Origin of the sequence: Chryseobacterium indologenes (genome assembly GCF_002025665.1) — a bacterium.
Taxonomy (GTDB): domain Bacteria; phylum Bacteroidota; class Bacteroidia; order Flavobacteriales; family Weeksellaceae; genus Chryseobacterium; species Chryseobacterium metallicongregator.
Genome location: NZ_CP018786.1, coordinates 2,595,262 through 2,608,451 on the forward strand (window position 1 = coordinate 2,595,262; position 13,190 = coordinate 2,608,451).

Below are 13,190 nucleotides of genomic sequence, written 5' to 3' on the forward strand. Positions count from 1 at the left end.
ATTTTTACTTAATAATTTTAATCTAAAACACTCCAACCTCTTTTTGGGTTCGTGTTGGTAGAAACTTCCTGCTCATTAACAATGATATTTTCTTTTCTCTGACCGATATAATCAAGCTCGCTCAGTTTAGAGAAGATAATTTCAAGGCTTCTCAACATCTGTTGAATATAAAGCAATGGCTCTCCACAATTATGGTGATCATAGTTTGTTTCTGCTACAATAGACAACTGGTTCAATAAGGTATGAGGAGCAATCTCACTCCATTCCAAACTGTAGTTCAGCATTTCCTCCAATTCTGCAGGAACAAGAAGCTGGGTTGAATTGTATAAATGAAGCGCCAGTCTTGCAAAAGACTCAATTAAAAATACAGGTGGCTGCCAAGGCGTAATATTTCTGAACTGGAAATACATATCTCCAAAAGTATTCACCATGGTAGTACACAAGAACTTAACGTTTTGTGCCAACGCGGTATTCTGATTTTTATGAGATGCTTTCTGAATGATTTTAAAAGCATACTGCTGAAGATTTCCGATAGATTTCGCATAGCTGCTGTAATAATCTACCAAAGCCGGATGACTCTGTACAGAAGTACAGGGCGGAATAAAATTGGAATCCACCTGAGCAATATTTCCTTTTAAATCTACCTTACCAATGATAAGATAATTTCCACCTGAATAGCTGCTGTTTAAAGACGTTACAGGAAGAAGTTCAATATGGTGATTCGGTTGTGCACTTGGGTGGCGTGGTGGAATTTCCTCAGGATCAATATCTCCAAAAGGTACTTTATCAAAAGGATTTACAGAGATCAAAATATAATATTCCCCATCAGCCTGTTCTTCGTTCATTGATTTTGCCAATGATTTCACGCTGATTCGTCTGTCTGTCAACTCAATACGGTATCCTGCCATCGTAACAGCACTGCAACGCTTAATGACAAGCTGTACATCATTGGTTGCCGTGTTATGAACATCAAAAATGGTACGGTCTGTAAATTCATTGGAAATAGGTAAAAGTCCGTAGTTATATGTAGTAATTCCAAGGGAATTGGAATCTCTGATGGTATCAATTAAGAAATTATCCTGATCATTAAGGTGCCTCTGGGACACTTTCATCCCATCCACCCAATTGATTGCAAAATGTTTAATAGGCTGTATCATGTTTAATACTTTTTAATTTTTTGTGTTTATGATTTTCTTGTGACTCCCTCCTCTTCATGCTGAATAACTCTCTTACAAATCACCACTTCATTTTCAGAAATGTTGTTTGTCGTAATGTCGTGGTCGAAATCTATATATTTTCTAAAGCTGAAAAACGATTTTTTAGTGTAAAAGATCCAGTAGTAAGGCTCATTTCCTTCGTCTGAAAGGTGAATAATAGAACCTGGATTTTTGTGGTTGTAATCATCCACCACTCTGTAGAACCAATCTCCGAAAGTAACTCCTGTAGGAAGCGTTTTTGCTTTAATTCTGAAACGGTTGGTATCTTCTAATTTTTTGCTCAGTTCAACATTCAGTACCATCAATCTGTCAAAATCTGCACCTTCAAAATCAGGAAGTTTCTGCTCCGGTGAATATCTCCAAGTTTTATAAATATCAAAAGGAATACTGATAAACTGAATATAGCAGTAATAAAATACCATCGGAACCACAAAGATGACCATACTTGTAGCTGCCATTACAGCATATCCTGTGCCTTTGCTCATCCAGTTAAAAATCAGAGTGAAAAGATATCCTCCCAAAGCCATACACGTTAATGAAAGAATAGACTCAAACAGAATACTCATTGCCAGAGAATCAATATGCTTTTTGAAATATTTATGTAACAGATTCACATGAATAATCCCAAAAATAAGATAAATAACCTGTGCAATAAGGTACCAGTACGGATTAAAAAGGTTTCCCGCAAATCCAAAAACACCCGGGATAGCCAGACATAAGCTGCAAAGCAGTACGTATATAATAATTACTTTAATTTTGATCGCAGGTTTATTTCTCCTGATTACACCGAGTATAACCATCATAATAATTGCGATTAAAGGCATTAAGATATACCTTAAAAAAATACCTTTTACTGAAGAAATTTCCATTTGTTTCTTTTCGAATTTATACTTTGTTGGTAGCTGTAAATATAATAAAATAATTTAGAGGAATGTAGAGTATCCAAGGCGGCTGGCATTTCTTTCATCGTCTTCAAGACTGAATGAATATTCCTCTTTTTCTGTAACAAAATTCTCTTCCACATCTACTGTTACAGGAAGAAAATAATCATACAGTGCCTGAAGCACATTTCTGAAAGGACTTCCAGGAATATACTTCTTCATATCCCCATAAGGAATAGGTCCAATGTTCACCACCCAATTTCGCTGTCCATCCATATGAGGCCCGCTTGGAATATAGGTGACTCCTAATCTCGAATTTCCCAATAACATGGAATCGTCATTTTTCTCAATTCCGTCAATAATATTAGGAGAAAAAGTAACTTGTACCGGTACCTGCAGAAAAGCAGTCATGCATCTTTCAAACCATCTTTTGTCTCCTCTTATCTGGTGGAAAAATGGTAAAATATGCATAAAAATATAGGCACTCTGCTTGTCCAGCATTTTGATCATAGGCCAAAGCTCACTTACTGTTTCCAGTAAAGAATCTGTACTGCTTGTAATATCAAATTCTGATTCTTTAAGCAAAGCACTGATTTCTGTAAAAAATACTTCCAGCTCAAAAGGTCGGAAAAACTTACGGGCATCATCTTCTACCCTTTTCTGTTTCCGGATTTCCCTTACCACAGTATCTACATTCTTTCTGGAAGCCCCGAGAGACGGCGGATGAAATAAACCTTCCGGAAGATAATCGTAAATACCTTCTCTGTAGCTCTCTATAGTAAAGACTTCCTCATCAAATCCTAAATAACTGCTTGAAATACTTTTAATGTCTTTCAGGTAAGCACGGTCGTTTACACCAACCCTCTCTATGAATATATTGCTTACCGCACGGTGGTATTTCAAAAGGTTAACAGCTACAGCTTCAGCCTTAAAGTCTGTCTGCAGCTTATTGTAATGCATATCTACAATATTACTCTCATACATAGTGTTTCCTCTGATTATGACTTGTAAAGATAATATATCTCATAAGTTTGAAAAAATATTTTTACAACAATTTTATTTTAAAAGTAGTAATTTATTGACATTAATAGGAATAATTTTCTACAAATTCCGTGAAAATACGGTAAATAGACTATTTATTTGTTTTTTAGAATTTAAAATTAACTATTCAGAACCAATTGTTTAGAGTGTGAGGTTCAAGGTTCAAGGTTCAAGGTTTAAAGTTTAAAATTTAAAATTCGGGAGTTAAGGTTTTAATTTAGGTTTATATAGAATATGAAGAGTTTTACACCTTTATCTTCAATGTTTTCTATTCTTTTCAAACCTAAGATTATTATGTATTTATTTACATTAAATTTTATTAACATTATCTTATAGAATAAATTCAGCATTATGTATGCTCATTCCGAAAGTGGGCCGTATCTTTGCAGACTGAAAATTGTTATTTAAAATGAAAAGTATTTATTCTAAAATTCTGATTTTAGCATTCATGGCCTCTTCACTTTATTCTTATGCGTGGGGATTAACGGGACACAGGGTGATTGCAGACATTGCACAAAACCACCTTTCCCGCAAAGCAAGAAGAGAGATTAAAAAAATCATGGGAAAAGAGCGTCTGGCTTATTGGGCGAACTGGCCGGATTTTATAAAATCTGACACTACAGGTGCATGGAAGCAGGCTTCTTCATGGCATTATGTAAACATTGATCCGATGACTGATTTTAAAGCTTTTGAACAAAATCTAAAAGCACAGGCAGGACCAAGCCTTTATACTCAGGTAAATACATTGTCCAGCCAGATCAAAGACAAAAACACTTCTGAAAAAGACAGAAAAATTGCCTTAATCTTCCTTATCCACATTATGGGAGACCTTGCACAGCCACTTCACGTAGGAAGAGCTGAAGATTTGGGTGGAAACAAAATCAATGTTACCTATTTCGGGGAAAAAACCAATTTACACTCTGTTTGGGATGGAAAATTAGTAGATTCTCAAAAATACAGCTACACTGAATATTCCAAGCTTTTAGATATCAAATCTAAAGAAGAAGTAGCACAGATTCAATCCGGAACACTGGAAGACTGGTTGTATGATTCTCATAAAATCGCCAACAAGATTTATGCACAGACTCCAAACGATTCTAAGTTATCTTATGACTATCAGTATAAATTCAATGAAACAATGGAAAGACAATTGTTGTACGGAGGATTGAGACTGGCAAAAGTATTGAATGAGCTTTTCTAAGTAGAATTTCGAGTTGCAGGTTTCGGGTTTTTAACCCAATACAATTTAAAATATAACTCTTAGAGATAAAAACGGGACTTCGGTTTCGTTTTTTTTGTTTAAAGTTTAAGGAATTGACAGGTTTCTCGAATGAATGCCAGGGTTTTGATTACTAATTTAAATTTTATTTTCAAAACAAGAAATAACATAAAACACTTTATATCAGTGAATTAAATTATTTTAAATGTACATTAATGTATTTTACTTTATATATTGTACAAAAAATATTGCACCTTGTGTAACCTTTTTACCTTTTCATACGTATATATTATAGTAACTCTTTTTTGAGGATAAAATAAATGAGACAATTAAAAATCACTAAGCAGGTTACCAACCGGGAAACTGCTTCATTAGACAAGTATTTGCAGGAAATTGGTAAAGTGGAACTGATCACTGCGGACGAGGAAGTAGAATTGGCACAAAGAATACGTGCAGGTGACAGAGCCGCACTTGAGAAATTAATCAAAGCCAACCTTCGTTTCGTAGTATCTGTATCTAAGCAATACCAAAATCAAGGTCTTTCTTTACCCGATTTGATTAATGAAGGTAACTTAGGATTAATGAAAGCGGCAAAAAGGTACGATGAAACTAGAGGTTTCAAATTTATCTCTTATGCAGTATGGTGGATCCGTCAATCAATCCTACAGGCATTGGCTGAACAGTCAAGAATTGTAAGACTACCATTGAACAAGATTGGTTCTATCAACAAAATCAATAAAGCATACGCTCACCTTGAACAGGAAAATGAAAGACCACCTTCTCCGGAAGAATTGGCTGAAGTTCTTGACATGAGCGAGGAAGATATCAAAGAATCTATGAAAAACTCCGGAAGACACCTGTCTATGGATGCACCTTTAGTAGAAGGTGAAGATTCTAATCTTTATGATGTATTACGTTCAGGAGAATCTCCAAGTCCTGATAAAGATCTGATGCTGGAATCTCTACAAATCGAGATTGAAAGAGCATTGAATACTTTGACGCCAAGAGAGGCTGATCTGGTAAGATTGTACTTCGGACTGAACGGAAAACACCCAATGACTTTAGAAGAAATTGGTGAAACTTTCGATCTTACAAGAGAGAGAGTTCGTCAGATCAAAGAAAAAGCAATTAAGAGACTAAAACACAATACCAGAAGCAAGATTCTTAAATCTTATCTGGGTAAATAATTTTAGCGTAAAAAATTTTATAGGCGGAGTCTGGTTTCAGGCTCCGTTTTTTTATTGATGTAACATTTTTCAAGGTTTGTTCAACTAATTAAAATCATATCCTTTAATCTCTTGTGTTAGAATTGAAATGATTAATTTTAGTTGCTTTGGATATGAAGCTGATTTTCAACCAAAACAAAACATACTATGAAAAAAATACTTTTCGCTTCTATTCTGGCTTTATCTCTGCTTTCCTGCGGAGAAAACAAATCGCAGCAGGCTCCTGTGATAGAAAACGCAGTTGACAATGCTGAGTCTTCAGTTTCAGGAACTATTAAAAAAAATACCAGATACTCCTCACGTGAAGGAAACCTTGTTCATGAAATCTATCAGGAGCTGATAAAAAATGATAAAACTTTACAGGATCTTGATACAAGAATAGAAAATATTCAAAAGGAAGCTGAAAACTCCATTTCGGAATATGATGATATTATCGGTAAATCGGAAACCTACTATAATGATGCAATGGCACTATCAAATTCGGTAACCGATTCTGTTACAAAAAAACAAATTGAAAAAGAGATAAAAGCAAGCTCTGAAAAATACGATATAAAAACACAAACTATCCGAGACCTCATCGCCAAAATAAAAGCAAATAGGACCACACTTCATGATCAATACCTTGTATTCAAAATCAGAAAAACGCTTCCTGAAATTGAAAAATACCAAACCGCTCATCCACTGAAAGCAGACAACCTCAATCAATTTATCAATAAGCAGAATCAACTTCTAGAAGAATTGAAAAAATTAAAATAAAAACCATTACACCTCATGAAATATACTACCCAATGGCTTACCGATAAAAGCCGAGTGAAAGAACTCGTAGACTTTTTCATTACCCATAAAACAGATGCTTACATTTCTCATGGCGAAATGATGTCAGGAAGAGCTATAGATTCACACCACTGGAATCCAGATCTTGAACTGATTCTGACAGAACAACTAATCACTGATTTTAATTCTGACGGGAACTCCAAACTGAATATTCTGATCGCTGAAAATGAAAATGGAGAAATTGTCGGCATGATGGTTTTCAACGTCATCAACAGTCCTTTTAAAAAATATGCAATTCTGGAGGATATGCTCCTGGATCAGTCTGTGAGAGGTCAATCCCTGGGAAGTACTCTTTTGGAGAAAGCCATTCATGAATCTAAAAACTGGAATATCAGTTTCATTTTGCTGGAAAGCGGAGTCAATAATCATGGTGCTCACAACTTTTTCAGCCGATATGGTTTTAAAAAGGTATCAGAGAGTTATATTTTAACGCTATAAGTTACCATTAGACTGTCATAAAAAGATATACCAATAAGAATCTTTCACCTCTTTACGTTTTAAATAAAACTAAGCCTTATGAACACCATTTCAATCATCGGAGCCGGAATCGGAGGACTTACCCTCGGAAATGTACTGAAAAAGCATCAATATGATTTTACGATCTATGAATCTGCTCCCGAAATAAAACCTGTAGGAGCCGGAATTATGATGGCCGTCAATGCCATGCAGGTTTTTGATCGTTTGGGCTTAAAAGAAAAGATTGAAAATGCAGGTAATAAAGTTCATAGAATCGTTATCGCCAATGAATCTTTACAGACCATCACCAAAACAGAGATTATGGAACTGGAATTTCAGTACAATTCCTGTAACGTTGCCATTCACCGGGCTGAGCTTCAGAAAATTATGGCTGAAAATTTAAACCCAGATTCTATACAACTGAACCATTCATTACAAAAAATAAGAAAAGAAGAAAACTATATTTTAGATTTTGAAAATGGAAAACGGATTGAAAGTACAATCGTTTTTGGAGCCGACGGTATAAAATCTCCTATCCGTAATCAGATCCTGAAAACAGGTATCATACGGAACTCTGGGCAGAAATGCTGGCGTGGCCTGGTAGATTTTGACCTTCCGGAAAAACACCATCAGGAAGCTTTTGAAATGTGGGGAAAAGGAAAACGTTTCGGTTTTGTAAAAATTTCTGATAAAAAAGTGTACTGGTATGCCTGTGTCAATGAAAAAAGCTTTGGAAAGGATTTGAAAATTGCAGAGATCTTTAAAGATTTTGATGCTTTGGTTTTAAAAATTATTGAAGCTACCACCAACGAAAATATTATCTGCAACACAATTTCTGACCTCGCTCCTATTCCTCAATGGTATTCTGAAAATCTTTGTCTGATTGGTGATGCGGCCCACGCTACAACTCCCAATATGGGACAAGGTGCCTGCCAGGCCATTGAAGATGCTTATATCATTGGAAGATTACTGGAAGATCATCAGGATTTCAATGCTATTTTCAAAAAGTTTCAAGGGATCAGAAGAAAAAAAGTTGACTCTATCGTCAATACAAGCCGTACCATCGGAAAGGTTTCTCAATGGGAAAGAGGAAATTCAATCCGGAATTTTCTGATGGGCTTACTACCGGAAAGTATGAATCAGAAAATGGCGAGAAAAATCATAGAACTGGAAATGTAGGTCATTATTGTTAGAATCGATAAAAATTAAAAAATCATAAACAATTTATTAATAACAACTAAAACTTAAAAACATGAAAAAAATCTTTTATGTATTGCTCCTGCTCATAGGAGTACATACAGCACGAGCACAGGAGGTCCCGGTACTGGACAGAGGTTTATTCTTTGGTAACCCGGAAATTTCAGGAGGACAACTGAGCCCGGATGGAAAATGGATTTCCTTTACAAAAGAATATGAGGGGATTATGAATATCTGGGTAAAAAAAATTGATGAGCCTTTTGAAAAAGCACGTCCTTTAACAAACAGCAAACGCCCGTTGAATGGATATTTCTGGACAGAAGACGGAAAATATATCCTGTATGTAAAAGATAATAACGGAGATGAAAACATGAATATTTTTGCAGTAGATCCTATGGCAAAAGTGACAAAAGGAGTTCCGGAATCAAGAAATATAACACCGCTTAAAGACGTTACTGCAAGTATTTATCTGGCAAGCAGAAAAGATCCTGATTTACTAATGATTGGTTTGAATAACCGTGATAAAGCATGGCACGATTTATATTCACTGAAGATTTCTACAGGACAGCTGAAAAAGATTTACGAAAATACAGACCGTATTACAAGCTATGAATTTGACTGGGATGAAAAATTGAGGGTTCTTTCTAAAACGGATGATAAAGGAACCACACAGTTTTTTTACAAAGAAGGCGATAAGCTGACTCCTATTTACGAAACATTGGTAACGGAAAGTGCTTATATATCAAACTGGAACGAAGACAATTCTAAGTTTTATCTGGTAACCAATAAAGGAGATCTGGATAAATCTGCACTATTCCTGATGGATCCGAAAACAAAACAGATTACAAAAATAGAAAGTGATCCTAAAGATAAAGTAGATTTTGGAGGACTGTTTATGGACAGAAATACAAGAAAGATGATTTATACGTCTTATACAGGAGATAAAACAGAATATTACTGGAAAGATAAAGCGTGGGAAGCTAATTATAAATTCCTGCAAAGTAAATTCCCAGGAAGAGAGGTTGGTTTTGCAAGTTCTACCAATGATTATTCTAAGTTTCTGGTTTCTGTGGGAGGAGATAAATATGCTTCAGAAGCGTATTTCTTCGATGCAAAGACAAAACAGCTCATATTCCAGTATACGCCAAGAACAGAATTGAAAAAGGTTGAGAAGTATCTGGCTGCAATGACTCCTATCAGCTATAAAAGCAGTGACGGACTTGAAATTCCGGCTTATCTGACTTTACCTGTAGGTTCATCTGGCAAGAATGTTCCTGTTGTTGTTTTGGTTCACGGAGGCCCAAAAGGTCCAAGAGATTATTGGGGATATAACTCAACAGTACAGTTTTTAGCCAACAGAGGGTATGCCGTGCTTCAGCCTAACTTCAGAGCAAGTGGCGGTTATGGTAAAAAGTTCCAGAATGGCGGAGACCTTCAATGGGGAAAACTGATGCAGGATGACATTACCTGGGGCGTAAAATACCTTATTGATCAGGGAATTGCAGATAAAAATAAAGTAGTCATCATGGGAGGAAGCTACGGTGGCTATGCAACACTGGCAGGTCTGGCTTTCACTCCGGATGTATATGCTGCGGGAGTAGATATCGTAGGACCAAGTAACTTATTTACGTTACTGGATTCAGTTCCTGCTTACTGGGAAGCTGCCCGTGCTTTCCTTTATGGGATGGTAGGTGATCCTAAAACGGAAGAAGGTAAAAAACGTATGCATGAGGCAAGCCCTTTATTCAGTGTAGATAAAATCAACAAACCTTTACTGATTGTTCAGGGAGCTAATGATCCAAGAGTAAAGCAGGCTGAGGCAGATCAGATTGTCATCGCGCTTCGTGATAAAGGTAAAAAGGTTAATTATATCTTAGCGGATGATGAAGGTCACGGATTCCGTAAACCGGTAAATAGTATGGCGATGTATGCTGAAACAGAGAAATTCCTCGCTGAAGTAATCGGAGGAAGATATCAGAAAGAAATGCCTGAAAATGTAGCAAAACGTCTGAAAGAAATGACGGTTGATATTTCGAAAGTTACTTATACACCAGCAAAGACTGAAAAAGCCGCAGGAGCTTCTAAATAAAAGCATTTGCATCAATTATATAAAGCCATCTCGTGAAAATGAGATGGCTTTTTTTATTGATTCCGGTCTATATAGAATATATCTTTAGGACCTATAAAAGGGAATAAACAAACTCTTTTTCTAAGCAAATGTATTACATAAAGCTTCTTCAGCGACGAAGTTGCTTCTTTGCCTTCTAAAATTAAACATTACAATTATCTATTCTTTGTGTTTATATACAGTTTGGCAATAACTAACATCTATTTGATCAAAAAAAGCTGCCTCAATGAGACAGCTTTTTTGAATATAATTTATTTGTAATTAATAAGTTAAAGTAACACCCGCACCCCAACCTATTTCTTTATCATAGTTTCCGGAAAAGGATAACCATTTCTGCACAATGTACCGAAGTCCTGTAGAAAACTCACCGTCCGAATTGATGCTAAAGTTCCCTCTCAGCCTTCTGGAAAGCGGTATATCTTCACGACTAAGCTCTAATAATACTTTTCCGTTCTGATCAACACTTGCATCAGCAGTAATCAGCATTGGCAATACATACTGCATACCCACCATCAATGCAAATCTGTTTTTTGAAGCCTTCTGCTGTCCAAACCAGGTCTTTTTACCATGAAATTCCATTCCCAGATCTTCTGCCATCTGTCTCTCCATGATCTCATGATTTTTCTGCACTCTAATTCCTGCATAAGGTAATACCCATTGAAATTTACCTAAGAATCGCCCTACTTTTGCACTTCCTTCAAAATGATCAAAATTCCAGTTGGTATGAAACTCATTCAGATTGGCCCATCTCGGTCCAAACATCGTCATTGTTTCTGCATGGATCTTATTGCTTGCTAAATCCAGCATTGCCATAGAACTGGTCATTTTATTATCCTGTATAAAGTTTTTCCAGGCCAGCTTTCTGTTCGGAAGCTGTGGATTGGGTTTCGAGTTTTCATAACTGAAAATTCTTCCCATCCCTGCCATCATATGGTATAGAATATGACAGTGGAAGAACCAGTCTCCGTCCTGGTTGGCCGCAAATTCTATGGTTACAGTTTCCATCGGCATGATATCCACTACATTTTTCAGCGGAGAATACTCTCCTTTTGAATTGATTAATCTGAAATCATGACCATGAAGGTGCATCGGGTGACGCATCATGGAATTATTATAGAGTTTAATTCTAAGGACTTCTCCTTTTTTGATCAGAATTTTATCTGTTTCTGTAACGGTTTTGTTATCCAGTGTCCACAGATAATGATTCATATTTCCTTCCAGTGTAAATTTCATTTCACGAAGACTGTCTGTGGGAAGAATGGTCTTCTCAGGAGATTTTAAAATATTATAAGAAAGTCTCTTAATCGTTTTTTCTTCCTTCATCTCCATTCCTGAGTGTTGAGAATGATCTTCTTTTTTATCTTCTTTGGTTTTCACTCCCATCATCTCATTGATGTGCTTCGCTGTAGTTTTTCTTTGGTTTTCAGACAATTCCGGATACATCACTTCGTTCATATCCATCATTTGATTTCCCATTGTCATGTTCATCGGTTTCATATTTCCGCTCATCTCCATCATACCGTTCATCATTTTCATTCCTTCAAAAAGCATCAATCTCGGAAGATTGGGAGCTTCAACCTTTTCACCTGAACCCAGCCAGAGAGAAGCATGTCCTATTCTGTCTTCAGAAGTTGCTCTGAATTCAAAACTCTTATTTTCGGGAATGGTAACTTCAATGTCATACGTTTCTGAAACTCCTACAATCAGTCGGTCAACTTCTACTGGTACCACATCATTTCCGTCATTTCCCACTACTTTTATCTTTCCACCGCCATAATTCAGCCAGAAATAGGTAGATGAACCTCCGTTCGCAACTCTCAACCGTACTTTGTCACCAGCTTTTAAGTTAGAATAATCTGAGCTGGGAGAACCATTGATTAAGAATTTATCGTAATACACGTCACTTACGTCCATGGCTTCCATCCTTTTCCATTCATTCAGAGCCTTTGTTCCCAGGTTTCCGGATTTGATGGCTTCCCAGTAACTTTGTACAGCGTTTTTCTTTACCGCATACCAGTCTGTATTGGCCATATGAAGTCTTCTTGCAATCTGCATGGGGTCATCATCACTCCAATCTCCCAGTAATACCGGAATATCAGCATTGTATTCTGTTTTGGGTTCACCTTCTCTTTTCTTGAAAACCAGAATACCGTTCATTCCTATCTGTTCCTGAAGCGCTTCGTGAGAATGGTACCAATACGTTCCGTTTTGAGAGATTCTGAATTTATATAAATGGATTTCTCCAGGCTTTACAGGTTTTGTGGTAAGGTATGGAACTCCATCCTGTTCGTTTGGAAGAATCACACCATGCCAGTGTAATCCTGTATTTTCTTTAAGCATATTGTGCAGATAGATCTCGGCCGTGTCTCCTTCCGTAAAATATAGAGTTGGAGACTGGAGTTTACCATTGATTGCAATTGCTCTTCTGTTTTTTCCTGTAAAATTGACAATCGTATCTTTTACATAGAGATCGTAACGAACTGTTTTTCCTCCAAAAGTAATTCTCCCGTTTTCAGAATTTCTTCTTAAAACAGAACTTTCTGACTTCGGTTTATCTGTAGGGGAATGATCTTCTTTTTCCTCAAGCTCCATCCCGCATTTAGGACATTTTCCCGGTTTGTCTGAAACTACTTCCGGATGCATCGGACATGCATAGGTAATTTGAGAATGGATTGTATTTATTTTTGTTTCTGAGGATTTTGCTTTTGCCTCTGTTATAGATTTCGCTTCCGGTTTGGTTACCGATTTTGACTTTACGGCAGCAGTTTTCTTCTCCAGAGTCATTCCGCATTTCGGACAGTCTCCAGGTTTAGAAGACACCACTTCAGGGTGCATCGGACAAGTATAAACGTTTTTTGTAGTTTGAGCGAAAGTTAATACAGAGAACAAAAGTATCAGAAACATTATCAGCTTTTTCATAATATTTCGAACTTCTTAGAAGTTGCAAAGCTTAAAGTTAATTATAGTTCAAGCCATGCAACTTATTATTTT

At 36.5% G+C, this 13,190-nt stretch carries 10 protein-coding genes; 6 read left to right on the plus strand and 4 right to left on the minus strand.

Annotation, left to right across the window (positions count from 1 at the left end; translation table 11 throughout):
* Positions 1-17: 17 nt before the first annotated feature.
* The 3 genes from BUE84_RS11770 to BUE84_RS11780 form a co-directional block, all read right to left on the minus strand.
* On the minus strand, positions 18-1,157 hold the full coding sequence (locus tag BUE84_RS11770) for a hypothetical protein (RefSeq protein WP_034697821.1): 1,140 nt from the start codon (positions 1,155-1,157) through the stop codon (positions 18-20).
* 26 nt (positions 1,158-1,183) lie between these two features.
* Positions 1,184-2,020, minus strand: coding sequence for a TssN family type VI secretion system protein (locus BUE84_RS11775; protein WP_238594412.1), 837 nt, complete (start codon positions 2,018-2,020; stop codon positions 1,184-1,186).
* A 120-nt stretch (positions 2,021-2,140) separates the two neighbouring features.
* Positions 2,141-3,058, minus strand: a complete 918-nt coding sequence (locus BUE84_RS11780; protein ID WP_238594413.1) for a type VI secretion system baseplate subunit TssG — start codon at positions 3,056-3,058, stop codon at positions 2,141-2,143.
* A gap of 490 nt (positions 3,059-3,548) precedes the next feature.
* Here BUE84_RS11780 and BUE84_RS11785 point away from each other — a divergent pair, with 490 nt between their 5' ends.
* From BUE84_RS11785 to BUE84_RS11810, 6 genes are all read left to right on the plus strand, one after another.
* The gene (locus BUE84_RS11785; RefSeq protein ID WP_047374592.1) at positions 3,549-4,340 is read left to right on the plus strand and encodes a S1/P1 nuclease; all 792 of its coding nucleotides are present in this window, start codon (positions 3,549-3,551) and stop codon (positions 4,338-4,340) included.
* A gap of 338 nt (positions 4,341-4,678) precedes the next feature.
* A complete protein-coding gene (locus BUE84_RS11790; RefSeq protein WP_002979276.1) occupies positions 4,679-5,545 on the plus strand; it encodes an RNA polymerase sigma factor RpoD/SigA in 867 nt (288 codons plus the stop codon).
* Between the two features lie 186 nt (positions 5,546-5,731).
* Positions 5,732-6,340, plus strand: a complete 609-nt coding sequence (locus BUE84_RS11795; RefSeq protein WP_079241803.1) for a hypothetical protein — start codon at positions 5,732-5,734, stop codon at positions 6,338-6,340.
* A 15-nt stretch (positions 6,341-6,355) separates the two neighbouring features.
* Complete coding sequence (locus BUE84_RS11800) at positions 6,356-6,856, plus strand: GNAT family N-acetyltransferase (RefSeq protein WP_079241804.1); 501 nt, start codon at positions 6,356-6,358, stop codon at positions 6,854-6,856.
* 78 nt (positions 6,857-6,934) lie between these two features.
* Positions 6,935-8,053 (plus strand): FAD-dependent monooxygenase, encoded by a 1,119-nt coding sequence (locus BUE84_RS11805; RefSeq protein ID WP_079241805.1) that lies wholly within the window; start codon positions 6,935-6,937, stop codon positions 8,051-8,053.
* Between the two features lie 73 nt (positions 8,054-8,126).
* Positions 8,127-10,160 (plus strand): S9 family peptidase, encoded by a 2,034-nt coding sequence (locus BUE84_RS11810; RefSeq protein ID WP_079241806.1) that lies wholly within the window; start codon positions 8,127-8,129, stop codon positions 10,158-10,160.
* Between the two features lie 300 nt (positions 10,161-10,460).
* Here the strand turns inward: BUE84_RS11810 and BUE84_RS11815 are convergent, their stop codons facing one another.
* Complete coding sequence (locus BUE84_RS11815) at positions 10,461-13,118, minus strand: multicopper oxidase domain-containing protein (protein ID WP_167595390.1); 2,658 nt, start codon at positions 13,116-13,118, stop codon at positions 10,461-10,463.
* Positions 13,119-13,190: the final 72 nt, after the last annotated feature.